The following is a 24,379-nucleotide window of genomic DNA, read 5'->3' on the forward strand; positions in this document are numbered from 1 at the left end:
TCTGATTGAGGCCGTCGAACAGGCCGTTGTTGTGAACCGTTTAACCACGGGGGTGCGGCGACACGGCGGTCCATGCGGCCGTACTGTGGTCGTCCAGAGATCATGCGGCGGTCGTGGCACGGGGCCGCGACCCCTGCCCGTGAGCGAGAGGTCGCGCGTGATCACATTCGACGCTGTCACCAAACGCTATCCGGACGGCACGGTCGCCGTGGACGACCTCACTCTGGAGGCGCCCACGGGGGAGATCACGGTCTTCGTCGGTCCGTCGGGGTGCGGCAAGACCACGTCCCTCCGGATGATCAACCGGATGATCGACGCCACCGAGGGCAGCATCCTGCTCGACGGCAGGCCCGTACGCGAGATCGACCCGCCCACGCTGCGCCGCGGCATCGGGTACGTCATCCAGCAGGCCGGGCTGTTCCCGCACAAGAACATCGTGGACAACATCGCCACCGTCCCGCGGCTGCTCGGCTGGGACCGGCGCAAGGCGCGCGACCGGGCCATGCAGCTGCTCGAACGCGTCGGGCTGGAGCCGGGCATGGCCGAGCGCTACCCGTTCCAGCTGTCCGGCGGACAGCAGCAGCGTGTCGGCGTGGCCCGCGCGCTGGCCGCCGACCCTCCCGTGCTGCTCATGGACGAGCCGTTCAGCGCCGTGGACCCGGTCGTGCGTACGAGCCTGCAGGACGAGCTGCTCCGGCTCCAGGCCGAGCTGCACAAGACCATCGTGTTCGTCACCCACGACATCGACGAGGCGATCAAGCTGGGCGACCGGGTGGCCGTGCTGCGGGTCGGCGGCCGGCTGGCGCAGCTCGCCGACCCCGAGACGCTGCTGGCCCAGCCCGCCGACGACTTCGTCCGCGAGTTCCTCGGCCATGACCGGGGCATCCGCCGCCTGCAGTTCGTCCCCACCGACGGGCTGCCGCTGCGCTCCGGCCTCACCGTGCCCGAGGGGTACGACGGCGACCGGAGCGAGCCGTGGCTGCTCACGGTGACCCCCGACGGGCGGCCGGTCGGCTGGGTGCCCGGCGACGGCAAGGGCGGACCGGAGCCGTTCGGCACGTTCCGGCCGGGGCTCGACTCCATGCGCGCCGCCCTCGACGCGGCGCTGCTGTCGCCGTCGGGCTGCGCGGTCGCCGTGGACGACGACGGCAGGGTGCTGGGCGTGGCCACCCGGGACGACCTCGACGCGGCCCTGACCGGCGCGGTCGACGGCGGCCGGCCGCCCGCGAGACCGGAGCGCGGCCATGAATGACGGGCCGCCGACGATCTGGGAATGGGTGGCCCGCAACTGGGACACCGGCCGGGTCGGCAGCATCAAGGACCTGCTCGGCGACCACCTCGTCATGTCGCTGGTGCCGATCGTCGCCGGGCTGGTGCTCGCCCTGCCGCTGGGCCTGGCCAGCGTGCGCTGGCGCTGGCTCTACCAGCCGACGGCCGGCCTCTTCAACGTCATCTACGCGCTGCCGTCGCTGCCCGTCTTCATGCTGCTGATCTCGGTGACCGGCCTGTCGAAGACCACGGTGATCATCCCGCTGACGTTCTACGCGATGGCGGTGCTCATCCCGGCCGTGGTCGACGGGCTGGGGTCGGTGCCCGACCACGTGCGCCAGTCGGCCGTGGCCATGGGCTTCACGCCGCTGCGCCGCCTGGTGCGGGTCGAGCTGCCCATCGCCACACCGGTGGTCCTGGCCGGGCTGCGGGTGGTCGCCGTGTCCAGCATCAGCCTGGTCAGCGTCGGCGCGCTGATCGGCCAGGGCGGGCTCGGCATGCTGTTCACCCGGGCCTACCAGAACCCGTTCATGCCGCCCGTCGTCGTCGGCATCGTGCTGATCGTGGCGCTGGCGCTGGTCGCCGACGGTCTGCTGGTCCTCGCGCAGCGGTTGCTCACCCCGTGGGTACGGGCGAGGAGGGCCTCGTGACCTGGCTCGGCGACTTCTTCGGCGACCCGGCCAACTGGTCGGGCCCCGGCGGCATCCCCATGCGGCTGCTGGAGCACCTGGAGTTCTCGGTGCTGGCGCTGCTGCTGGCCGCGCTCGTCGCGATCCCGCTCGGGCTGCTGATCGGCCACACCGGCCGGGGCGGGCTGGTCGTGGTCGTCTCGGCCAACCTGTCCAGGGCGCTGCCCACGCTGGGCCTGCTGGTGATGTTCGTGCTGCTGCTCGGGACCGCCTCGATCTGGCCGGTGATCATCCCGCTGGTGCTGCTGTCCGTGCCGCCCATCCTGGTCAACACGTTCGAGGGCATCAGGGGCGTGGACCCCGAGCTGCGCGACGCCGCGTACGGGATGGGGCTGCGCGGCGGGCAGGTGCTCGGCCGGGTGCTCGTGCCGGTGGCGCTGCCGCTCATCCTGCTCGGCCTTCGCCTGTCGGCCATCCAGGTGGTCGCGACGACGACCGTCGCCGCCTACACCGGGCTGGGTGGGCTCGGCAGGTTCGTGATCGACGGGTTCGCCACGAAGGATTACGCGAGCGTGGTCGGCGGTTCCGTATTGATTGTGCTGTTCGCGCTCGTGGTGCAGCTCGGGTTCACGCTGGCGCAGCGGGTGACGGTCTCGCCCGGCGTGAGCCGGCGATTGAAGACGCGATAAGCGGCAAGAGAGGAAGTCGTGATGAGAGGTAAGTTCGGCACCGCCGCGGTGCTGCTGTCGGCGGCGCTGACCCTGACGGCCTGCGGCGGCGGAGGGGGCGGGGGCAATCCGCTCGACACGACCAGCGCCGCGCCCAGCGGGTCGGCCCCGGCCGGCGGCGGCGGCAAGGCCGTCATCGGGTCGTTCGACTTCGACGAGAGCGTGCTGCTCGGCTCGATCTACGCGCAGGCCCTGGAGGCCAAGGGCGTGCAGGTCGAGGAGAAGCCGCGCATCGGCAGTCGCGAGGTGGTCTACGACCAGGTCAAGAGCGGCGGGCTGACGATCGTGCCCGAGTACAACGGCAACCTGCTCGCCTTCGTCGACCTGAAGGCCACGGCCGCCACGACCGACGAGGTCAACGCGGCGCTGAAGGAGAAGCTGCCGCCCGAGCTGGAGGTGCTCGACTCCTCGCCCGCCGAGGACAAGGACACCCTGTCGGTGACCAAGGAGACGCAGACCAAGGACTCCCTCACCACGATGGAGGACCTGGCCAAGGTGTCGAAGAGCATGGTCGTCGGCGGCCCGCCGGAGTTCAAGAAGCGCTGGGAGGCCCGTTTCAAGGAGGTCTACGGGCTGGAGTTCAAGGAGTGGAAGCCCACCGGCCCGACCACGGCCGACGCGATCAAGGACGGCACCGTCCAGGTCGGCAACGTCTTCAGCACCGACCCCAAGATGGCCGCCAACGGCCTGGTGGCGCTGCAGGACCCGAAGAACATCTTCCCCGCCCAGAACGTCACGCCGCTGCTCAACAAGGCCGCGGCGAGTGACACGGTCAAGACCGTGCTCAACGACGTGTCCGCCAAGCTCACGACCCAGTCGCTGCTCGACATGATGCAGAAGATCTCCGTGAACAAGGACGAGCCCGCCACGGTGGCCAAGGAATGGCTGACCACGAACGGCCTGGGCTGACCGGCCCGGCGCGGGCCCGCCGCCACGCCGGGGGGCCCGGCCGTGCCTGAGGCAGCCGACGGCCTGTTCACCGAGGCCATGGCCCAGCTCGCCGCGGGCGTGGCGGTGATCACCGTACGGGACGATCGTGACGACCTGGGCGCCACCGTGTCGGCGCTCATGTCCGTCTCGCTGGAACCCCCGCTGGTCCTGGCCAGCCTGGCGAGTCGCGGCTACCTCTGCGAGGTGCTGCTGCGCCAGGACCGCTGGGCGGCCTCCCTGCTGTCGTCGGGCCAGGCCGCCGTCGCCAGCCGCTTCGCCACGGCCGGCCGGCCCAGCGCCCGCCTTCTCGTGGCGGGCACGCCCCACCATCGGGGGGAGCACTCGGGTGCGCTGGTCGTCGAGGGGGGAGTCGCGGCCCTGGAGGCCGAGACGGTCCAGGTGGTGCCCGCCGGCGACCACACGCTCTTCCTGGGCCGGGTGCTCGCGGTCGGCTATGTCACGCCGGGCATCCAGCCCCTCGTCCGCCTGCGCGGCCGGTATCGCTCCATGGGTCCGTGAGCCCCGGCCTTCAGGGCGACTGAAGCTTCGGCTAGGCTTCAGCTACCCTGAAGGATGGGGCGCGTCCCGGCGCGTCCCGGAGGAAGGACGACGCGATGGACGCCTACGGAGACCTGCCGTTCCCCTGGACATCTCTGACGCTGAAGGCGATGCGCCTGGCGCGGAGCATCGAGCATCCGGCGGTCTTCAACCACAGCATGCGCACCTATCTCTACGGCCGTTTCCTCGGCGAACGGCAGGGCCTGCTGCCCGGCCGCGACTACGACGACGAGCTGCTGTTCCTGGGCTGCGTGCTGCACGACGCCGGGCTCAGCGACCGCGGCGACGGCGACCAGCGCTTCGAGCTCGACGGCGCGGACCTCGCCGCCGAATGGCTCGCCGAGCAGGGCGTGCCGCCGGAGCGGACCGAGGTGGTGTGGGACGCGATCGCGCTGCACCTGTGCCGCGACATCGCCCTGCGCAAGCGGCCCGAGATCGCGCTGGTCACGGCCGGCGCCGGATACGACATCGGCGGGGACGGCCCCGCGCTGCCGCCCGGCTACGCCGACCGGATCCACGCCGTGCTGCCGCGCCTGCACGGCGCGGCCGTGCTCCACGACGCGATCGTCGGCCAGGCGCTCGCCAAGCCGCACAAGGCGCCGCCGTTCACCGTGCCCGGCGAGCTGGTCCGCCAGGCGACCGGGCAGAGCTGGCCCACCTGGCGGGACCTGGTGAACGACCCCGGCTGGAACGACTATGACGGCTACACCGGGACACTCAGCGGATCGTGTACCAGCCCGGCAGAGTGAGCGGGCCGGTGGCCGGCAGGCCGAGCTCGGCGGACAGGCGGGCCAGCGGCCCCCACGCGTCCAGCCGCACCCGGGCCAGCGCCGCCGCCTTGTCCTCGCTGGACTCCGCCGGGCGCAGCCGCTCCAGCGGGTTCAGCCGCGGGTAGACCCGCACCGGCGCGTCGTGGGCGAGGCCGGCGCGCTCACGGGCCAGCGTCAGCGCGTCCTCCAGGCCGCCCAGCTCGTCCACCAGGCCGCCCTCGCGGGCGTCGGCCCCGGTCCAGACCCGGCCGCGGGCCAGCTCGTGGGCGCGGTCACGGGTCAGCGAGCGGGCCTCGGCCACCTTGCCGACGAAGTCGTCGTAGATGCGGTCCAGCCAGGCGTTCACCCGTTCCCACTGCTCCGGCGAGAACGCGCGCGTGGTGGAGAACATCCCGGCGTTGGCGCCCTCGGCCACCAGCTCGGAGTTGACCCCGATCTTGTCCAGCAGCTCCGACACCACCGGCTTGCCGCCGAACACGCCGATCGACCCGGTCAGCGTGCCCGGCTGGGCGATGATGACGTCCGCGGCCATCGAGACGAAGTAGCCGCCCGAGGCCGCCAGGTCGCCCATCGACACGATCACCGGCTTGACCCTGCGGGTCAGCACGACCTCACGCCAGATGACGTCGGAGGCGACGTACGAGCCGCCGGGGCTGTCCACCCGGAACACCACGGCCTTGACGTGGTCGTCGCGCCGGGCGGCGCGCAGCGCGGCGGCGACCGTGTCGGAGCCCATCGCCCCGCCCCCGCCCAGCGGGCTGCGCCCGCTGCGGCCGGACCTGATCTGCCCGTTGCCGTGCACCAGCGCGATCCCGGCGGCCGTGGGGTTCGGCAACTTGCGCACGGCGGCGGCCTTCGCGTACCGGGAGACGAACAGCAGGTGAGCGTCGTCCCCGGCGGCCTGCTTGACCTCGTCGTACACCTCGTCGCGGTAGGCCAGCCGGTCGACCAGCCCGGCCTCCACGGCCTCGGCGCCGAGGAACGGGCCCCGGTCCACCAGCTCCCGCACCTTGGCCGGGTCGAGCCGGCGCCCCTCGGCGATGCCCGCGACGAACTGCTCCACGACCGACTCGACGATCCGCTCCATCGACTCGCGGTGCGGCTCGGTCATGTGGTCCTGGGTGAAGGTGTTGGCCGCGGTCTTGTACTCGTGGCGCTGGCCCATCTCGTAGCCGATGCCCAGCTTGGCCAGCGTGCCCTTGACGAAGCGCTGCTCCAGCGCCACGCCGGTCAGGCCCACGTCGCCGCTCGGCTGCAGGTAGACGCGCTCGAAGGCGCTGGCCAGGTAGTAGGGCACGGTGCCGTTGCCGAACTCGCCGAACGTCTCGGCGAAGGCGACGGTCAGCTTGCCCGACGCCCGGAATCTGGCCACGGCCTGGCGCAGCTCCTGCACCATGCCGAGCCCCAGCGGGTGGCCGCCGAGCTTGACGACCAGCGCCCTGACGCGGGAGTCGTCGCGGCCGCGCCGGAGACCGGCCAGCACGTCCGAAAGGCGAGGCTTGCGCATGGACAGCACCGCGGTGAGCGCGTCGCTCGGCGGTCCCTCGGTGAGCCCTTCGGTGAGATCGAGCTCCAGTACCAGCGGGGCGTTGCGCCGCTGGCGGATCCTGTCAACGGTTTCGAAGATCGCCTTGCCTGCGTCCATGAAATCCACCCTAAGCGACACATCTTGGACCGGCGCTGCGCTGTTCGAACCCCTGGGGAACGGCCGAGGGCCGGCCCCCTCACGAGAGCCGGCCCTCGGTACGCGCGGATCAACGGTTGACGTGCCGAGCCGATCGCCTTGCTGCCGGCGCCGAGGGAGTTCCCGACGGATCAGAGGCTTCTGGCGGCCCTCTTCAGCGCGGCGGTCGTCGCCTTGGAGCTCAGCCGCACCTTCTCCGCGCCGGTGAGCTTCGTGGTGCCGTTCGTCCCGTGCGCCCAGTTGAGCCAGCCCACGAGCAGCGCGGCGTCCAGCCGTTGCCTCGCCGTCCCGGTGGCCTTCAGCGTCCGGTAGGCCGTGCCCAGCGTCGAGGCGCGGGTCAGCTCCGGGAAGACCTTGCTGGCCTTCTGCACGAGCTTCAGATAGCAGGTGAGCGTCGCGTCGGGGATCGCGCCGCTGCTGCGGTGGATCTCCACGGCCCACTTCTGGGCCGTCAGGCGCTTGCCGACGGCGCCGCGGGTACAGACCGTCGCCGCCGGCTTCGGCGTGACGGTCACCGTGACCGTGACCGTGGGCAGCGGGACGGGGCTCGGCGGGGTGCCCGCGCCCGGATCCCCGGGCTGCGGGTCGCCGTCCGGGTCGTCCGGCGTGGGTGCGGGGCCGCTGCTGCCGGACGGGTCGGGCTCGGGATCGCGGCCGGGGCCGCCGGGGGCCGGGCTCTGGCTGATCCCCGGCTGCGGCGCCGACCCGGTCAGCGCCGCCAGCACGTCCAGCCGGGGCGTGGTCACCTGCGCGCCGCCGGCCTCGTACGCGTACGGCCGGCCGGCCGCCTTGAGCTTGTCCACCAGCTCCGTCACCTGGGCCTGCGGCGACTGCGCCCGCAGCAGCGCCAGCGCGCCGGCCACGTGCGGGGCCGCCATGGAGGTGCCGCTGTGCACCGCCGCGGCGTCGTCCGGCACCGCCGACTCGACGTCCACGCCCGGCGCGAACAGGTCGAGCAGCGGCCCCCGGTTGGAGAAGTCGGCGATGGCGTCGGCGTCGTCGTTCGCGCCGACCGCGACGGTCGAGGACAGGCAGGCGGGGAAGGCGACGCCCTCGTGGAACTCGTTGCCCGCCGCCACCACGGTCGCGGTCCCCTTGGCGAGCAGCGCCTCCACGGCCGGCCTGAAGGCCCGGCCCTCCTCGGTGTCGTCGCAGGAGGCGTCGTACAGCCCGCCGCCCAGGCTGAGATTGACGGCGGCGACCGGCCGCTGCAGCCCGGCCACGTGCTCCATGGCCAGGCGCAGCGACGACTCGTACGCCAGCAGGCACGACGCCTCGCCGCAGATCTCCTCGTCGTTCACCCGGCTGAACACCTGCACCGCGACGATCCCCGCCCCCGGCGCCACGCCGCCGTTGCCGGCGGCGATGCCCGCCACATGGCTGCCGTGCTCGCACAGGTTCACGCCGCCGGCGAGGCACTTGGCGGTCTCGGCGTCGGCGGCGCCGGCGCCGGTCTGCGTGGGCTGCCCGTTCGGGCAGAGCGACTCCACTCCGGGCTCCACGGCCGAGAAGCATGCCTCCTCCACGATCCGGCCGGCGAAGGCCGGGTGGTCGCGGTCGATCCCCGTGTCAAGGACGGCCACCGCCTGGCCGGTGCCGGTGAAGCCGCGGGCGTGCGCCTGGTCGGCGCCGATCAGCGTGAGGCTGGAGGCCAGCGACGGGGGATAGGCCCGGTCACGGTGGATGGACGTCACCCTCGGGTCGTCCGCCAGGGCGGCCAGCTCCTCCGCGGTGCCCTCCACGACCATGAACGGCTGCGTCCGGGGGCGCAGCACCACGTCGACGCTCTCCTCGGCCGCCTGGGCGGCCACGGGCGCGTGCTGGCCGGGGTCGGTGAGCTCGACGATGGCGCGCACCCGGCCCTCGTCCAGGGCCAGGCCGTCCTCCAGCTTCTCCGCCGCCCCTCCGGGACCCGGCGTCCCCTCGGGCTCCGCCTCTTGAGCTCCCGCGTCGCCCGTCTGCTCGGTCTCGGCTTCTCCGGTCTCCGCGGCCTCGGGCTGCGGCTCGCCGGCCGGGCCGGGATCCGGGGCGGAGGCCGGCGCGGGTGCGGGCGTCGGCGCCGGTGTCGCCGTCGTCGCGGGTACGGGCTCCGCGGCGAACGCCGGGACCGAGGGGGCTGTCACGAGCAGGGCCAGCACGACGGAGCACACCGTCAGGGGGCGAAGTCGCACGCGTCCTCCGAGAAGGGGGTGATCTTCGGAGTCTAGGAGGAATCACCCCGCGCGCACAGATCCGCGCCCCCTTTCTCAGCCAACTTTCATGCGACATTTCCCGGCTTGTCGGATTCGGGGATCTCGGTGGTCTCCGGGCGTTCCGCGAACAGCCAGACCGCGCCCAGCGGCGGCACCCGCAGCCGCGTCGAGTAGGGCAGCCCGTGGCGTGGTTCCTCGACCGCCTCCACCGATCCCATGTTGCCGACCCCGCTGCCCCAGTAGTCGTAGGCGTCGGTGTTGAGCACCTCGGCCCACTCCCCGCCGTACGGCAGCCCGAGCCGGTAGTCCTCGTGCGGCGCGCCGCTGAAGTTGACCACGCACGCCAGCGCCGAACCGTCGGCCGCGTAACGCACGAACGAGAACGTGTTGCCCGGCGCGTCGTCGGCGTCGATCCAGCGGAACCCCTCGGGGTCGGTGTCCCGCTCCCACAGGGCCGGCAGCTCCTTGTAGCGCCGGTTGAGGTCGCGGACGAGCTGCTGCACGCCCCGGTGGCCGTCGAACTCCAGCACCCACCAGTCGAGCCCGCGTTCCTCCGACCACTCCGACCCCTGGCCGAACTCGCCGCCCATGAACAGCAGCTGCTTGCCCGGATGCGCCCACATGAACGCCAGCAGCGCGCGCAGCTGCGCGAAGCGCTGCCACTCGTCGCCCGGCATCTTGCCCAGCAGCGAGCCCTTGCCGTGCACGACCTCGTCGTGCGACAGCGGCAGCACGTAGTTCTCGGAGTAGGCGTAGATGAGCGAGAACGTCATCTGGTGGTGGTGGTACTGCCGGAAGATCGGCTCGTGCTGGAGGTAGGCCAGCGTGTCGTGCATCCAGCCCATGTTCCACTTGAAGCCGAACCCGAGCCCGCCCAGGTGCACCGGCCGGGACACTCCCGGCCAGGCCGTCGACTCCTCGGCCACGGTCGAGATGCCCGGAGCCTCCCGGTAGACGACGGAGTTCATCTCCTTGAGGAACTCGACCGCGTCGAGGTTCTCCCGGCCACCGTAGACGTTGGGCGTCCACTCGCCCTCACGCCGCGAGTAGTCGAGGTAGAGCATCGAGGCGACCGCGTCCACGCGCAGCCCGTCGATGTGGAAGTCCTTCAGCCAGTAGACGGCGTTGGCCACCAGGAAGTTGCGCACCTCCCTGCGGCCGAAGTCGAAGACGTAGGTGCCCCAGTCGGGATGCTCGCCACGCGCCGGATCGGCGTGCTCGTACAGCGGGGTGCCGTCGAACCGGGCCAGCGCCCAGTCGTCCATGGGGAAGTGCGCCGGCACCCAGTCGAGCAGCACGCCGACGCCCGCCTGGTGCAGCCGGTCGACCAGGTGCCGGAACTCGTCCGGCGTGCCGAACCTGGCCGTCGGCGCGTAGTAGGAGGTCACCTGGTAGCCCCACGACCCGCCGAACGGGTGCTCGGCCACCGGGAGCAGCTCCACGTGCGTGAAGCCCAGGTCCACCACGTACTCCACGAGCTGCTCGGCCAGCTCCAGGTAGGACAGGCCGGGCCGCCACGACCCCAGGTGCACCTCGTAGACGCTCATCGGGGCCTGCTGCGGCGTCTTCGCGCGCCGGGCGGCCATCCACTCGTCGTCCTGCCAGGTGTAGGCGGACTGCTCGACGACCGAGGCCGTCTGCGGCGGCACCTCGGTCCGCCGCGCCATCGGGTCGGCCTTGTCACGCCACACCCCGTCGGCGCCGAGAATCTGGTACTTGTACCGCTCGCCCGGGCCGATGCCGGGGACGAACAGCTCCCACACCCCCGAGGCGCCGAGCGAGCGCATGGGGTGGGCGGTGCCGTCCCAGTGGTTGAAGTCGCCGACCACCCGGATGCCGCGCGCGTTCGGCGCCCACACGGCGAAGGCGGTGCCGTCGACGTCCTGGTGCCGCATCACCCGCGCGCCCAGCGCCTCCCACAGCCGCTCGTGCCGCCCCTCGCCGATGAGGTGCAGGTCCACCTCGCCCAGCGTGGGCCAGTGCCGGTACGGGTCGCGCACCTCGTGCGGCTCGCCGCCCGCGTACTGCACGCTGAGCGTGTAGTCGGGCACCTTGTCGAGCCCGGGGACCGTCACCTCGAAGACCCCGTGGGCCTGGTGTCTCATGTCGTGGGCGGTCCCGTCGTCCAGCAGCACCCGCACCCGCTCGGCGAGCGGGCGCAGGGCCCGGAACGTCATGCCTCCCGCGACGGGGTGCGCTCCCAGGATCGAGTGTGGATCATGGTGTGCCCCGCCCGCGAGGCGGTCGAGCTCTGTCCTCATCGGCATGCTCCCAACCCTGCCCTACGACGACCGTCCAACCCAGGCACTGCCCGCTTTCATTGCGACAATCACCGGAAGTTGTGAATATCACGTTTATGGCAGCCGGGCGATGAGGGTTCGGGTGGGATTCGTCCGGCTAGGGGGTGGGATTCTTCGCCGTCACGTCGCGCGGGGTGATCCGGAAGCCCTGCCAGTGGATCGGCATCGGGTCGGCGTCCTCGTCGCGGGCGACATGGTGGAAGCCGACGTTCACCCACAGCACCGGGTCGGTGAGCCGCTCCCGGCCGGCGTACTTGTCCACCGACCTGCGGCAGCGCGGCGACGGGTTCTGGGTGGCCAGCCGCTCGCACGCCCTGTACTGCGTGACGTAGAGGTCGGCCCTGGTGAACGCCTCGTCGGCGGGGCCGCGGTACTCGGCGCTGTCGGAGTTGTTGATCTCCCACGACATCGGATGCCGGTCGGCGTTGAGCGCCCGCGGGTCGACCACCCGCCACCAGCGCATCCGCTGGTTGACGGCGCGCGTCTCCCGGGTGAAGGGGGTGCGCCTCATCGTGCGCTTCTTCGTGCGGTCGCCGGAGAAGTCGTACTGCTCCACCACGTCCCGCGCGTCACCGTGGACGTCGAAGTCCATCCGCCAGAACACGTTGTGGCTGTGCGACTCCTCGAAATGACGGTGCCCGACGCCGATCGGCCAGCCGTGCCGGGGCGTGGTCACCGTGCCGGCCAGCGACCCCGTGGCGCCCAGCCGCGGGGTGATGGAGCCGTCGTCGCCGAAGACGAACTCGGAGACGTAGGTGTACCAGCCCACCTGGTAGGCGGCCAGCACCACCAGCTCGCGCCCCTGCCGCGATCTGCGCTCGGCGGGGTCGCCGTAGCCGTCCTTGAGGTGCGCGTGGCCGCGCGCCCGGTCGAGGACGCACACCTTCTCGGCGCGCCGCTCGCCGCCGGGGCAGTCGCCGCTGGTCAGCGCGAACGCGGCCTCGCCCAGCGAGCCGATGTCGTGGTAGCGCGGCTCGCCGCTGTCGTACGGGACGTGGATCTGCGCGAGCGCGGCGCTGCGCAGCACGCTGGTCGGGCTGCCGCCCCGCGGCGTGTAGACGACCTTGCGCAGGGTCAGCCCCTCGATCGTGCGCATCTCCCAGCACATCTGCCAGCGCGCGCCGTTCGGCAGCGTCTTGTCGATCAGGTACGGGGCGGCGCACGCGGCGGCGGCCGGCGCCGCGATCGTCACGGCGGGGGAGGCGTGCGACGCCGCGGCGACGAACGCCGCGAGGGCGAGTCGGAGGAACACGTCACCACTCCAGGGTGTGAACCTTCTTGGCGGACAGGTCGACGACGATGCGGCTGGTGTCGAGGAACGTGCCGTCGGGCAGCCGGACGAACAGGCGCAGGCACCGGTGCCTGGCGCAGGCCCCGCGCGGCGCGGAGTGGATCAGCCCGCGCAGCGCCAGGTCGGCCGCCGAGCCCAGCTCCCGGCCGGCGGCCCGGCGGTAGGCGCTCCTGACCCCGTCGCCGAACCTCGGATCACGCAGCAGCAGCTCGGCGGCGTGCGCCTCCTCCTGGCGGGACGGCGGCGGCTGCACCCCCCTGTCGGTGACCTCGCGGACGACCCGGCCCTGACCGAGGTCCACCGTGCGCACGGTCAGTTCGTCGCGGGCGTAGTCGTAGACGTACGCCTCGGCCCGCCGCGCCCCCTCGCCGTCCTTGGCGTCGTCGCGCTCGACGTAGAGCAACTGCGCCCGCCCGGCGGCCAGGTGGGAGCGCATCCCGGCGGTCGCCAGGGCGGCGGCGCGCCGGATCTCCTCGGTCGTGAGCGGGTCGGCGGGGCCGGGCGCGGCGGCGCGGGCGGCTCCGCCCGCTTGCGCCGCGCCCGCTCCGCCCGGCGCGCCGTCACCCGGCAGCAGCAGGACGCAGGCCGCGAGACCCGTGACCGCCACCGCTGAGGCCGCGAGCACCACCACTCGCCGCATGCCGCCTCCTTTACTCTTCGTTTGCGAACACCTGCGAAGAGTAACCGGACGGCGCTCGGCTGTCGGCGGAACGGCGATATTCGGCGGCCGTGTCCGGCATTGACCTCAAGCATCGTTGAGGTCATAGGTTCCCCGCATGAGCATCCGACGTGCGGGCAAACGCGAATGGACCGGCCTGGCCGTCCTCATCCTGCCCACCCTCCTGCTGTCCATCGACGTTTCCGTGCTGCACCTGGCCGTCCCCGCCCTGAGCGAGGACCTGCGGCCGAGCGGGACCCAGCTGTTGTGGATCAACGACATCTACGGGTTCCTCATCGCCGGATTCCTGATCACGATGGGAACCCTCGGCGACCGCATCGGCCGGCGCAGACTCCTGCTGATCGGCGCGGCGGCGTTCGGGGCGGCCTCCGTGCTGGCCGCCTACGCGCCGAGCGCCGAGTTGCTGATCGCCGCCCGGGCGCTGCTCGGCATCGCGGGCGCCACGCTGATGCCGTCGGTGCTGTCGTTGATCAGCAACATGTTCCACGATCCGGCCCAGCGCACGGTGGCGATCAGCCTGTGGATGACCGGGTTCACCGGCGGCATGGTGATCGGGCCGCTGGTCGGCGGAGTGCTGCTGGAGCACTTCTGGTGGGGGTCGGCGTTCCTGCTCGGCGCGCCGGTGATGGCGCTGCTGCTGGTGGCGGGGCCGCTGCTGCTGCCGGAGTACCGTGACCCGGGCGCCGGGCGGCTCGACCTGACCAGCGTCGGGCTGTCGGTGGCGGCCGCGCTGGCCACCATCTACGGGATCAAGGAGTTCGCGTCGGGCACGACCGGCTTCACCCCGGCGCTGTCCGTCGCGGCCGGGCTGGCGCTGGCCGTGCTGTTCGTCCGGCGGCAGCGGACGCTCGCCGACCCCCTGCTCGACCTGAAGCTGTTCGCCGAGCGCCGGTTCAGCGGCGCCCTGGGCTCGCTCATGCTGGTCATCCTCGTCGGCCCGGGAGTGGGACTGCTCGGCGGCCAGTACATGCAGCTCGTCGCCGGCCTGACACCTCTGCAGGCGGGCCTGTGGACGCTGCCGCCCGTCGCGGCGGTGCTCATCGGGTTCGTGGTGTCGCCGGCACTCGCCCGCCGCTTCCGGCCCGGGTACGTCGGCGCGGCCGGCCTGCTGGTGAGCGTGGCCGGGTTCGTGCTGCTGGCGCGGGTCGGCGCCGACTCCGGGCTCGGAACGCTGGTGGCCGGGCAGGTGCTCTTCTTCCTCGGCGGGTCGCCGCTGCTGGTGCTGGGCACCGACATGGTGGTGGGGGCGGCGCCGCCCGAGCGGTCGGGATCGGCGGCGGCCCTGTCGGAGACGGCGCAGGAGTTCGGCGGGGCGCTCGGGCTGGCGCTCTTCGGCAGCCTGGCCGCGGGCGTCTACCGGGCGCGGCTCGCCGTCCCGGACGGGCTGCCGGCCGACGCGGCGCAGGCGGCCCGCGACACGCTCGGCGGCGCGGCGGCGGTCGCCGCCGGACAGCCGGGGCCGGTCTCGGCGGAGCTGCTGTCGGCCGCCAGGGCCGCCTTCACCGAAGGACTCGTCGCGGTGGCCGTCGCCGGTGCCGTGGTGCTCGCGGTGGCGGCGGTCCTCTCGGCGGTCACCCTGCGTCAGGTCCCTCCCACCGGTCACACCCCGCCCGAGGACCGGCCCGCCGGCCTCCCCGCCCGGGAGGTGGCGACGGCCGGCACGGGACCGCACGAGCCGTCCAGGCCCGCGTCCTGACCGGCGGCCGTCCGGACCCGGATCAGCGGCCTGGCGCCGGCGACGGCACCGGCGGAGGCCGGGCACAGGCGGGTCAGACCCCGGCGGGGACGAGCGTGCCGAGCGGGGCGCCGGCCCCGTCGGCCCGGGCGGCGGCGAGCGCCTCCGCGCCCAGCGCCTCACGGACGACGGCGGTGATCCGGTCGACGTCACCCCGCTCCGCCGGCGGCAGCGGCGCGCCGACCGAGCGGCGCAGCGCGGCGGCCTTGCCGAGCAGCCGGCCGGCCTCCTCGTGCGCCCCGCCCAGCGCCCGGGCCCCCGCCAGGCCCTCCAGGGCCAGCGCGACGGCCCGGGGATCGCCGACCTGGCGGGCCGCCGCCAGCGCGTCGAGCTGGAACGCCAGGGCCGCGGCCGCGTCGCCGCGCTGCTCGGCGACGAAGCCCAGCTCGGCCAGGATCAGCGCCGCCCCCGGGGCGCCGGACACCTCCCGCACCCAGCCGATCCACTTGCGCAGGATCCGGTCGGCCCGGTCGAGCCGCCCCTGCCTGCGGGCGCCGAGCGCCAGCCCCATCTCGGCGAACTCCTCCGCGGGCCGGTTGGACTGCGACACGGCCAGCGCCCTGGCCCGCTCGTGGTAGTCGTCCGCCAGCGCGTGGTCGCCGGTCAGCATGGCGATCCGGCCCAGCCGTGACATCGCGTCGCAGACCGCGCCCCACAGCCCCAGCTCCTCGGCCATCCGCAGCCCGTCGCGGCGCAGCTCGGCGGCCCGCTCGTAGTCGCCGGTGATCTCGGCGAGCGTGCCGAGGTTCTCGGCGGAGCGCATCTCGCCCCACCGGTCGCCGACCTCGCGGAACAGGGCCAGGCCACGCTCGCCGTCGCGGCGCAGCGCCGCGAGGTCGCCGCGCATGCCGGCCCAGCTCGCCAGGACGCTCAGCGCGGCGGCCGTGCCCCACCGGTCGCCCAGCGCCTCGCACGCGGCCAGCGCCGACTCGACCAGCCCCAGGCTCACGGACAGGTCGGCGAAGCCGAACAGGGCGAAGCCGGCGAACCACCGCGCCCTGGCCCGGCGGAGCGGGTCGGGGACGGCCTCGAACAGGCCGGGGTCCACCGGGCGCAGCAGCCCGGACAGCAGGCTCAGCCCGTCGAGCCAGAGCCGCGCCTCGGCGTCGTCGCGGATCGACAGCGCCGCCTCCAGCGCCCGGCGGCCCTCGCTCAGCCTGCCGCGCAGCACCCAGTACCACGCCATCGCGTTGACCAGCCGCACCGCCTCGTCGGCCGCGCCCAGCCGGACGGCATGCTCGATCGCGGCCCGGACGTTGGCGCTCTCGGCGTCGAGCAGCGCGAGGTGGCGGCGTTGCCCGTGGCCGCGCAGGTGCGGCTCCGCCCGCTCGGCCAGCGCCGTGTAGTGCCGGACGTGGCGCAGCCGCAGCCCGTCCAGCTCGCCCGCCTCGGCCAGCCGTTCGACGCAGTAGGCGGCCACGGACTCCAGCAGCCGGTATCGGCCGTCGGCCGTCCGCACCACCAGCGACCGGTCGACCAGCCGGGTCAGCGGGCCCAGCACGTCGAGGCCGGGCTCGGCGCAGACGGCCTCGGCCGCGTCCAGCGTGCAGCCGCCGGCGTGCACGGCCAGCCGCCGCAGCACGAGCCGTTCCTCGTCCGTGAGCAGCTCCCAGCTCCAGTCGATCATGGCGCGCAGCGTCTGCTGCCGTGCCGGACCGCCGCGCCGACCGGCGGCGAGCACCCGGAACCGGTCGTCGAGGCGGTCGGCGAGCCCGCGCGGCGTCAGCGCCCGCATGCGGGTGGCGGCGAGTTCGAGGGCGAGTGGCAGCCCGTCCAGGCGGGCGCAGACCTCGGCGACCGCCTCCTCGTCGTCCAGCTCGACGCCCGCGCGGGCCCGCAGCAGCTCGGCGGCCGCCTCGGGGTCGAGCGGCGGCACCGTCCACAGCGTCTCGCCCGCGATCCGCAGCGGCTCCTGGCCGGTCGCCAGGATGCGCAGGCCGGGCGCGGCCCGCAGCAGCCGCTCGGCCAGCGCGGCGACCTGCTCGACCACGTGCTCGCAGTTGTCCAGCACGAGCAGCGTGTCACCGGTCGCCAGCACGGCGGCGAGCCGGTCGGTCGGCACGGAGGCGCGGGGATCGGTCGGCGCGGCGGTGAGCCGGTCGGTCGGCGCGGCGGCGAGCCGGTCGGGCGGGGTGGCCGGTACGTCGTCACGCAGCCCCAGCACCTTGGCCACGGCCTCCGCCACCTCGGACGGCGAGGCGGACGGCAGCTCGGCCAGCTCGACCAGCCACACGCCGCCGGGGAAGTCCCTGCCCGGATCGGCGGCGGCCTCCAGCGCCAGCCTGGTCTTGCCCACCCCACCCGGGCCCGCGAGCGTGACGAGCCGGTTGGCCGACAGGAGCCGCCGCACCCCGGCCACCGCGGCGTCCCGGCCGATCAGGGGGGTGAGCGGCGCGGGCAGGTTGGTGCGGGGCCGCACGGGCGGCCCGAGCGCGGGGTCCTGCTCCAGGATGGCCTGGTGCAGCGCGACCAGCTCGGGGCCGGGGTCCACGCCCAGCTCGGCGGCCAGCCGCTCGCGCAGGTCGGCGTAGCTCGCCAGCGCCTCGCTCTGCCGGCCCGCCTGGTACAGGGCGCGGAGCTGCGCGGCCCGCAGCCGCTCGCGCAGCGGATGCTCGGCGACCGGGCCGGCCAGCTCGGCGGCGAGCTGACCGTGCTCGCCCAGCGCGAGGCGGACCTCGGCCAGCTCCTCCAGGGCGGCCAGCCGCTGCTCGTCCAGCCGGGCGATCTCGGTGCGGGCGAACTCCTCGTCGGCGAAGTCGGCGTACGCGGGCCCGCGCCACAGCTCCAGCGCCTGGGTGAGCAGCGCGCGCCGGGCCCGCAGGTCCCCGCCGCGCCCGGCCTGGTCGAGCAGGGCACGGAACCGGCCGGCGTCGACGTCCTCGGGGGCGGCGTGCAGCAGGTAGCCGGGTGAGCGGAAGGCGACCAGCTCGCGGTCGCCGAGCGCCCGGCGCAGCTGCGACACCTTCACCCGCAGTGCGCCGGGCGCGTCGCCCGGCGGGTGCTCGCCCCACAGGTCGGCGATCAGCCGGTCGGCCGAGACGGGCGCGCCGCGGTGGACGAGCAGGTGGACGAGCAGGTCGGCCAGCAGCGCGCGGACCTTCGCCTCGGGCACCCGGACGGGCTCGCCTTCCGGCCCCCACACCGTCAAGGGGCCCAGCACCCCGAATCGCATCAGCCCCCCATAACCCTCTCCGAACCGAACCATAACCGCAGCCACCGACAGTGGACTCCGTCAACCCCGACAGCTAAGGAACGCTGAAATGTCGACTGATATCTCGATCATCGGCCTCGGCCTCATGGGCAGCGCTCTGGCCGGAGCCCTGCTCAAGGCGGGCCACCGGGTCACGGTGTGGAACCGTTCGGCCGCGAAGGCCGAGCCCCTGGCCGCCCAGGGGGCCGTCGTCGCCGCCACCGCGGCCGAGGCCGTGGGGGCGAGCCCGCTGGTGGTCGTCTGCGTGCTCGACTACGCCGCCACCCGGCAGACGCTGGAGGGCGCCGACCTGACGGGCCGCGTCGTGCTGAACCTCACCAACGGCCGCCCGGCCGAGGCCCGTGAGATGAGCGCGTGGGTGACCGGGCACGGCGGCGACTACCTGGACGGCGGCATCATGGCGGTGCCGCAGATGATCGGCGCGCCGGGCGCGCTCGTCCTCTACAGCGGCTCCAGGCCCGCCTTCGAGCGGTACGAGGACACTTTGGCCGTCCTGGCCGAGCCGCGCTACCTCGGCGCGGACCCCGGCCTCGCCCCGCTGTACGACCTGGCCATGCTCACCGGCATGTACGGCCAGTTCGCCGGCTTCCTGAGTGCGGCGGCCCTGATCGCCTCGGAGAAGCGGTCCGTGGCCGAGTTCACCGAGTCGCTGCTGGTGCCGTGGCTGCACGCGATGGCCGCCATCACGCCGCCCATGGGCGCGCAGATCGACGCGGGGGACCACGCGACCGACGTGTCCAACCTGGAGGTCAACCGGGTGGCCCTGACCACCCTGGACGCCGCGTTCCGGGACCAGGGCGTCACGTTCGACCTGCTGGCGCCCCTGAAGGCCGTCATGGAGCGGCGGGTCGCCCGCGGGCACGGCGACGAGGACATGTCCGGCCTGGCCGAGGAACTCCGCTGACCCGTCGCCCGGCCCGTCGCGCGGCCCGTCGGCCGGCCTGTCACAGGTCGTCGCGGCGGAAGGCGGCGAGCGGGATGCGGATCCAGGCCGGGCGGTTGCGGGCCTCGTAGACGACCTCGTACACCGCCTTGGACAGCTCGAACGCGCGCAGCAGGGCGGCGTCGCCCGCCGAGATCCTGCCGCCGCCCTCCACGTACCCGGCGAGGAACGCGGCGCGGTTGCGGGTCGCCCACTCCTCGGCGCGGTCCTCCAGGGAGGCCGCTTCGGGTTGGTCGGCCAGCAGGTGGCGGGCGGCGTAGTCGAACGAGCGCAGCATTCCCGCCACGTCGCGCAGCGGCGACGACAGGGCGCGGCGTTCGGCCAGCGGCTGGCCCGGCTCGCCCTCGAAGTCGAGCACCACCCAGTCGCCGGTCGTGCGCATCACCTGGCCGAGGTGGTAGTCGCCGTGCACCCGCTGCACGGGCACCTCTCCGGCCAGTTCCTCCACCCGGTGGTAGGCGGCCTCCATGGCGCCGACGTGCTCGCGCAGCTCGGGCACCTCGGCCACGGCCCCGTCCAGCTTGCGCCGGAACCCCTCCGCCATCCGCTTGACGTCGTGCGCCTCGACGACGTCGGTGGGGAAGGCGGCGGCCAGTTCCCGGTGCACGCGGGCGGTGGCGGCGCCGAGGCGGTGCGCCTCGGCGGCGAAGTCGCCGCCGGCGTCGCCCGCCGCGATGCCGGGCATCTGGTTGTAGAAGTCGCGGACGCTGGTCAGCGCGAGGTCCCAGCCGTCGGTGGAGTTGGACAGGAACTCCTGCATGATCGCCAGCGTGGTGGGCGTGCCGTCGAGGTCGGCTTCCATCCACCCGTACGGCTGGGCGATGTGCGGCGCGCCCCGCTCGGCCAGCGCGGTGACGATCTCCAGCTCGGGGTTGATCCCGGGGATGAGCCGGCGGAACAGCTTGCAGATGTAGGCGTCGCCGTACACGAGGGAGGTGTTGGACTGCTCGGCGCCCAGCACCATGCTGCGCGGCGAGGTGTCGATGGACACGCCGGGCAGGTGCCGGAAGCGCACCTCGCCCCAGCCGCAGTCCTCGGCCATGCAGTCGAGCAGCCGGCCCGTCAGCTCCGGGTCGTGGACGGCGTCGTAGACGTCCCACTCCGAGCGTGACGGGCCGCCGTCGAAGGCGTACGGGCCGTGCGGGCCGATCAGGGCGTGCTTCAGCTGCTCGGGCAGCTCGCCGCGCATGCCCAGCAGGAGCTGGTAGCGGTCGAGGGAGCCGCCCTGCCGCACCGACACGACGAGGTGGCGCAGGCCCGGGTCGCCGGCGTCGAGGGTGACGTCCGACTCGATCGACAGGGCGTCGATCGGGCGCCCCTTGCCGCCGAACCAACGCTGGCGGGCGATCCATGCGGCAAGGAGCTCGTCGAGCACGTCTTACTCCTCCTGGGTGCGCGGTGGCGGCAGGGTGAACCAGTAGAAACCATGCCCAGGAAGCGTCAAAAGATACGGAAGTTCGCCAATTGGCGGGAACGGGACCCCGCCCATCGTCTCGACAGGTGAGACGCCGACGAATCTCCGCAGATCAAGCTCCACCGGTTGCGGGAAGCGCGAGAGGTTGTTCACGCACAGCATGCGGTCGTCGCCCAGCTCACGGACGAAGGCCAGCACGCTCGGGTTGGAGGAGTTGAGCTCGGCGAACTCGCCCAGCCCGAACACCGGGTGCCGCTTGCGGATCTCGATCATGCGACGGGTCCAGTGGAGCAGCGAGCCCGCGTTCTTCTGCTGCGCCTCGACGTTGAGGCCCTGGTAGCCGTAGATCGGGTCCATGATCACCGGCAGGTAGAGCCGGCCCGGGTCGCAGTCGGAGAACCCGGCGTTGCGGTCGGGGTCCCACTGCATGGGGGTGCGCACGCCGTCGCGGTCACCGAGCCAGATGTTGTCGCCCATGCCGATCTCGTCGCCGTAGTAGAGCACCGGCGAGCCCGGCAGCGACAGCAGCAGCGCGGTGAACAGCTCGATCTGGTTGCGGTCGTTCTCCAGCAGCGGGGCCAGCCGCCGGCGGATGCCGACGTTGGCCCGCATCCGCGGGTCCTTGGCGTACTCGGCGTACATGTAGTCGCGTTCCTCGTCCGTCACCATCTCGAGCGTCAGCTCGTCGTGGTTGCGGAGGAAGATGCCCCACTGGCAGTGCTCCGGGATCTTGGGCGTCTGGGCCAGGATCTCGGAGATGGGGTAGCGCGACTCGCGGCGCACCGCCATGAAGATGCGCGGCATCAGCGGGAAGTGGAAGGCCATGTGGCACTCGTCGCCTCCGCCGACCGGGTCGCCGAAGTACTCCACCACGTCCGACGGCCACTGGTTGGCCTCGGCCAGCAGCACCCGGTCGGGGTAGAGGCGGTCCACCTCGGCCCGGACGCGCTTGAGGTACTCGTGCGTCCTGGGCAGGTTCTCGCAGTTGGTGCCCTCCTCCTCGAACAGGTAGGGCACCGCGTCCAGCCGGAAGCCGTCGATGCCCAGGTCGAGCCAGAAGCGCAGGACCTCCAGCATCGCGTCCTGGACGTCGGGGTTGTCGTAGTTGAGGTCGGGCTGGTGGTGGAAGAACCGGTGCCAGTAGTACTGGCCGCGCACCGGGTCGTAGGTCCAGTTGGACGTCTCGGTGTCGATGAAGATGATCCGCGCGTCGGAGTAGCCGGAGTCGTCGTCGGCCCAGACGTAGAAGTCGCCGAACGGGCCCTCCGGGTCGTGACGCGAGGCCTGGAACCAGGGATGGGCGTCGCTGGTGTGGTTCATCACCAGGTCGGCGATGACCCGCATGCCGCGCTTGTGCGCCTCGTCGACGAGCTTCACGAAGTCGCCCAGGTCGCCGAACTCGGGCAGGATCTTCATGAAGTCGGCGATGTCGTAGCCGCCGTCACGCAGCGGCGACTCGTACAGGGGCAGCAGCCACAGGCAGTCGACGCCGAGCCACTGCAGATAGTCGAGCTTGTCGATCAGGCCCTTGATGTCGCCGGTGCCGTCACCGTTGGAGTCGGAGAAGCCCCTGATCAGGACCTCGTAGAAGACGGCACGCTTGTACCAGTAGGGGTCGCGAGGCTTTTCCTCGTCGAAGGAGTTGGGTATGGGTGTGGAGCTCATGAGCCCTCCTTGGTCCGGCTCATGAGGGAGGCGCTAACACACACGTCGAAGACTCCCCGCTGAATTCTGATCTACCGTGGCGCGGCTCGGACGGTGAAGATGTGGGCAGGCTGGATATGGGGATCGAGGCGCACATAATTGCTCTGACGCCAACGATACGACTCCCCGGACAGTTCGTCGTCCACCACGAACTCCGCGTTCCAGTCGAGTCCGAGGGCCGGCATGTCGAGGTCGACCATGGCCTCGTGGGTGTGGTGCGGGTCGAGGTTGATGACCGCCAGGACCACGTCGCCCATGGCGTGCCGTCGTGTGGCCGTGTCGTAGGCGCCCGGGAGCCGCTTGGAGACGCAGACCATGTCCGGTTGGTCCACCCGGTGGAACCGTAGGTTACGCAATTCCTGCAGAGCCGGATGGGCTCTTCGGAACAAATTCAGCTGGGTGATGAACGGCGCGAGGCTGCGCCCTTCCCGCTCTGCTGATTCCCAATCACGCGGCCTGTACTGATATTTCTCACTATCGAGGTATTCCTCGCTTCCCGGGCGAACCGGGATATTTTCTCCGAGTTCGTAACCGGAATACACGCCCCACGTCGGCGACGCGATCGCGGCGAGCACGGCCCTGATCTTGAACGCCGGTATCCCGCCGTGCTGGAGATACTCGTGCAGGATGTCGGGCGTGTTGACGAACAGGTTGGGCCGCAGGAAGTGCGACGTCTCGTGGGCCAGCTCCGACAGGTAGCTCTCCACGTCGGACTTGGAGTTCTTCCACGTGTAGTACGTGTAGGACTGGTGATAGCCGATCTTGGCCAGCGTCTGCAGCATCGCCGGCCGGGTGAACGCCTCCGCCAGGAAGATCACGTCCGGGTCGGTGGCGTGGATGTCGGCCAGCATCCGCTCCCAGAAGGCCACCGGCTTGGTGTGCGGGTTGTCCACCCGGAAGATCCGCACCCCGTGGTCCATCCAGTGCCGGATGACCCGCTTGACCTCGGCGTAGAGGCCCTCCGGGTCCCGGTCGAAGTTGAGCGGGTAGATGTCCTGGTACTTCTTCGGCGGGTTCTCGGCGTAGGCGATCGAGCCGTCGGCCCGGATCGTGAACCACTCCGGGTGCTCCCTGACCCACGGATGGTCGGGGGAGCACTGCAACGCCAGGTCCAGCGCGACCTCCATGCCCAGCTCGCGGGCGCGACCGACGAACGCGTCGAAGTCGTCGATCGTGCCCAGATCGGGGTGGATCGCGTCGTGCCCGCCGTCCTCCGAGCCGATCGCCCACGGCGAGCCGGGGTCGTCGGCCTCCGGGCTGAGCGTGTTGTTGCGCCCTTTGCGGAAGGTGTGCCCGATCGGGTGGATCGGCGGCAGGTAGACGACGTCGAAGCCCATCCTGGCCACGGCGGGCAACCGCCTGGCCGCGGTCTGGAAGGTGCCCGACTTCGACACGCCGGCCCCGTCGACGACCGCCCCCTCCGACCGGGGGAAGAACTCGTACCACGAGCCGTACAGGGCGCGGCGCCGGCTGACCCGGATCTTCCGCGGCCGTGACCTGGTCACCAGGTCACGCAGCGGATGGGCCGCCAGCAACGCCGCGGTCTCGGGCAGCTGCACCACCGACAGCCGGGCCCGCGGGTCCCGGTCGCCGTCACGCAGCGTCGCCGCGACGGCCAGCAGCGCCGCCCGGTGCCCGCAGGCGCTCTCGGCGGAGCCGTCCTCCGGCTTGCCGGCCTGCCTGCCGACAGGCTTGGCGGCCTGCTTGGCGGATCGCGGCTGCGCGGGGATGTGTCCGTTCCTGGCCTGCGGCGTGGTGTGGCCGCCGGCCGCCGGGCAGTCGGCCTGCCGTACGGCGCGGGCGGCGCGCTCGAACAGCCGCGCGCCCTCCTCGCACATCATGTCGACGTCCATGCCGCGCGGGATCTTGATCTCGGCGTCGTGCAGCCACGTCGCGATCGGGTCGCTCCACGCCTCCACCCGGAAGAGCCAGTCGCCCTCGGCGGGCAGGCATACCTCGACCGCCCAGCGGTCGGTGCCGGGCGCGAGCTCACGCATCGGTTTCAGGCGACCACGCTGCCCGTCGGGCGCGGTGAGCACCACGCCCGCGGCCACGGCGTCGTGACCTTCTCGGAACACCGTCGCGGAGACCTCGAAGGTCTCGCCGGCGACGGCCTTGGCGGGCCACTGCCCGCAGTCGACGACAGGGTGGATGTCCGTGATGGGAATTCTTCCGATCATCGCATCTCAAGGTTGCGACGGCACGCTCGGTGCCGCCGGAGGCTTCCGTGGCAAGAACGATCCTTGCATGTAAATTGTGGGCAGCAGTGGATAGACCTCCCGTGTCCCCGGGAGAACTGACAATGGTGGAAGTTGCCCCAATAGTCTCTCTTCATGCTTCTT

17 protein-coding genes are annotated in these 24,379 nt (G+C 72.5%); 8 read left to right on the top strand and 9 right to left on the bottom strand.

The genetic code is table 11. The annotated features are described in order from the left end of the window. The first annotated feature begins 157 nt into the window (after nucleotides 1–157). From CXR44_RS21215 to CXR44_RS21240, 6 genes are all read left to right on the top strand, one after another. On the top strand, nucleotides 158–1,252 hold the full coding sequence (locus tag CXR44_RS21215; RefSeq protein WP_101787833.1) for an ABC transporter ATP-binding protein: 1,095 nt from the start codon (nucleotides 158–160) through the stop codon (nucleotides 1,250–1,252). Continuing rightward, on the top strand, nucleotides 1,245–1,919 hold the full coding sequence (locus CXR44_RS21220) for an ABC transporter permease (protein WP_101787834.1): 675 nt from the start codon (nucleotides 1,245–1,247) through the stop codon (nucleotides 1,917–1,919). The genes CXR44_RS21215 and CXR44_RS21220 overlap by 8 nt, the downstream gene beginning before the upstream one ends. Continuing rightward, complete coding sequence (locus CXR44_RS21225) at nucleotides 1,916–2,587, top strand: ABC transporter permease (protein ID WP_245899300.1); 672 nt, start codon at nucleotides 1,916–1,918, stop codon at nucleotides 2,585–2,587. The genes CXR44_RS21220 and CXR44_RS21225 overlap by 4 nt, the downstream gene beginning before the upstream one ends. 21 nt (nucleotides 2,588–2,608) lie before the next feature. After that, a complete protein-coding gene (locus CXR44_RS21230; protein ID WP_101787835.1) occupies nucleotides 2,609–3,535 on the top strand; it encodes an ABC transporter substrate-binding protein in 927 nt (308 codons plus the stop codon). 78 nt (nucleotides 3,536–3,613) lie between these two features. Further along, on the top strand, nucleotides 3,614–4,075 hold the full coding sequence (locus CXR44_RS21235) for a flavin reductase family protein (RefSeq protein ID WP_101787836.1): 462 nt from the start codon (nucleotides 3,614–3,616) through the stop codon (nucleotides 4,073–4,075). A gap of 95 nt (nucleotides 4,076–4,170) precedes the next feature. Then, nucleotides 4,171–4,863 (top strand): HD domain-containing protein, encoded by a 693-nt coding sequence (locus tag CXR44_RS21240; RefSeq protein WP_101787837.1) that lies wholly within the window; start codon nucleotides 4,171–4,173, stop codon nucleotides 4,861–4,863. Here CXR44_RS21240 and sppA read toward each other — a convergent pair. The 5 genes from sppA to CXR44_RS21265 form a co-directional block, all read right to left on the bottom strand. Continuing rightward, nucleotides 4,832–6,529 (bottom strand): signal peptide peptidase SppA, encoded by a 1,698-nt coding sequence (gene sppA / locus CXR44_RS21245; RefSeq protein ID WP_101787838.1) that lies wholly within the window; start codon nucleotides 6,527–6,529, stop codon nucleotides 4,832–4,834. The genes CXR44_RS21240 and sppA overlap by 32 nt on opposite strands. A gap of 170 nt (nucleotides 6,530–6,699) precedes the next feature. Beyond that, nucleotides 6,700–8,739 carry a S8 family peptidase gene (locus CXR44_RS21250; protein ID WP_144070038.1) on the bottom strand — a complete coding sequence of 680 codons (2,040 nt, stop codon included), beginning with the start codon at nucleotides 8,737–8,739 and terminating at the stop codon, nucleotides 6,700–6,702. A gap of 86 nt (nucleotides 8,740–8,825) precedes the next feature. Next, nucleotides 8,826–11,021 (bottom strand): 1,4-alpha-glucan branching protein GlgB, encoded by a 2,196-nt coding sequence (gene glgB / locus CXR44_RS21255; RefSeq protein ID WP_101787840.1) that lies wholly within the window; start codon nucleotides 11,019–11,021, stop codon nucleotides 8,826–8,828. A 136-nt stretch (nucleotides 11,022–11,157) separates the two neighbouring features. Then, nucleotides 11,158–12,312 (bottom strand): copper amine oxidase, encoded by a 1,155-nt coding sequence (locus CXR44_RS21260; protein WP_101787841.1) that lies wholly within the window; start codon nucleotides 12,310–12,312, stop codon nucleotides 11,158–11,160. Between the two features lies 1 nt (nucleotide 12,313). Next, nucleotides 12,314–12,991: a Tat pathway signal sequence domain protein gene (locus CXR44_RS21265; RefSeq protein WP_180903624.1), complete on the bottom strand. Its 678-nt coding sequence runs from the start codon at nucleotides 12,989–12,991 to the stop codon at nucleotides 12,314–12,316. 136 nt (nucleotides 12,992–13,127) lie between these two features. On the opposite strand from CXR44_RS21265, the gene CXR44_RS21270 reads away from it, so the two are divergent. Continuing rightward, nucleotides 13,128–14,726, top strand: coding sequence for an MFS transporter (locus tag CXR44_RS21270; protein ID WP_101787843.1), 1,599 nt, complete (start codon nucleotides 13,128–13,130; stop codon nucleotides 14,724–14,726). A 73-nt stretch (nucleotides 14,727–14,799) separates the two neighbouring features. Here the strand turns inward: CXR44_RS21270 and CXR44_RS21275 are convergent, their stop codons facing one another. Then, nucleotides 14,800–17,937 (bottom strand): AfsR/SARP family transcriptional regulator, encoded by a 3,138-nt coding sequence (locus CXR44_RS21275; RefSeq protein ID WP_101787844.1) that lies wholly within the window; start codon nucleotides 17,935–17,937, stop codon nucleotides 14,800–14,802. Nucleotides 17,938–18,025: 88 nt separating this feature from the next. Between CXR44_RS21275 and CXR44_RS21280 the strand changes: the two genes are divergently transcribed. Continuing rightward, nucleotides 18,026–18,880 carry an NAD(P)-dependent oxidoreductase gene (locus CXR44_RS21280; RefSeq protein WP_101787845.1) on the top strand — a complete coding sequence of 285 codons (855 nt, stop codon included), beginning with the start codon at nucleotides 18,026–18,028 and terminating at the stop codon, nucleotides 18,878–18,880. A gap of 40 nt (nucleotides 18,881–18,920) precedes the next feature. Here CXR44_RS21280 and CXR44_RS21285 read toward each other — a convergent pair whose 3' ends face one another. From CXR44_RS21285 to CXR44_RS21295, 3 genes are all read right to left on the bottom strand, one after another. Continuing rightward, nucleotides 18,921–20,294 (bottom strand): maltokinase N-terminal cap-like domain-containing protein, encoded by a 1,374-nt coding sequence (locus CXR44_RS21285; protein ID WP_101787846.1) that lies wholly within the window; start codon nucleotides 20,292–20,294, stop codon nucleotides 18,921–18,923. Between the two features lie 3 nt (nucleotides 20,295–20,297). Beyond that, the gene (treS, locus tag CXR44_RS21290) at nucleotides 20,298–21,998 is read right to left on the bottom strand and encodes a maltose alpha-D-glucosyltransferase (protein ID WP_101787847.1); all 1,701 of its coding nucleotides are present in this window, start codon (nucleotides 21,996–21,998) and stop codon (nucleotides 20,298–20,300) included. 71 nt (nucleotides 21,999–22,069) lie between these two features. After that, complete coding sequence (locus tag CXR44_RS21295; RefSeq protein WP_101787848.1) at nucleotides 22,070–24,217, bottom strand: alpha-1,4-glucan--maltose-1-phosphate maltosyltransferase; 2,148 nt, start codon at nucleotides 24,215–24,217, stop codon at nucleotides 22,070–22,072. Nucleotides 24,218–24,379 lie beyond the last annotated feature (162 nt).

The organism is Nonomuraea indica, assembly GCF_002850745.1.
Classification (GTDB): Bacteria; Actinomycetota; Actinomycetes; order Streptosporangiales; family Streptosporangiaceae; genus Nonomuraea; species Nonomuraea indica.

Coding starts and splice junctions, on each gene's coding strand:
- CXR44_RS21220 (WP_101787834.1), top strand. CDS start 1,245: ATGAATGACGGGCCGCCGACGATCTGGGAATGGGTGGCCCGCAACTGG.
- CXR44_RS21230 (WP_101787835.1), top strand. CDS start 2,609: ATGAGAGGTAAGTTCGGCACCGCCGCGGTGCTGCTGTCGGCGGCGCTG.
- CXR44_RS21235 (WP_101787836.1), top strand. CDS start 3,614: ATGGCCCAGCTCGCCGCGGGCGTGGCGGTGATCACCGTACGGGACGAT.
- CXR44_RS21240 (WP_101787837.1), top strand. CDS start 4,171: ATGGACGCCTACGGAGACCTGCCGTTCCCCTGGACATCTCTGACGCTG.
- sppA (WP_101787838.1), bottom strand. CDS start 6,529: ATGGACGCAGGCAAGGCGATCTTCGAAACCGTTGACAGGATCCGCCAG.
- glgB (WP_101787840.1), bottom strand. CDS start 11,021: ATGAGGACAGAGCTCGACCGCCTCGCGGGCGGGGCACACCATGATCCA.
- CXR44_RS21265 (WP_180903624.1), bottom strand. CDS start 12,991: ATGCGGCGAGTGGTGGTGCTCGCGGCCTCAGCGGTGGCGGTCACGGGT.
- CXR44_RS21270 (WP_101787843.1), top strand. CDS start 13,128: ATGAGCATCCGACGTGCGGGCAAACGCGAATGGACCGGCCTGGCCGTC.
- CXR44_RS21275 (WP_101787844.1), bottom strand. CDS start 17,937: ATGCGATTCGGGGTGCTGGGCCCCTTGACGGTGTGGGGGCCGGAAGGC.
- CXR44_RS21280 (WP_101787845.1), top strand. CDS start 18,026: ATGTCGACTGATATCTCGATCATCGGCCTCGGCCTCATGGGCAGCGCT.
- treS (WP_101787847.1), bottom strand. CDS start 21,998: ATGAGCTCCACACCCATACCCAACTCCTTCGACGAGGAAAAGCCTCGC.
- CXR44_RS21295 (WP_101787848.1), bottom strand. CDS start 24,217: ATGATCGGAAGAATTCCCATCACGGACATCCACCCTGTCGTCGACTGC.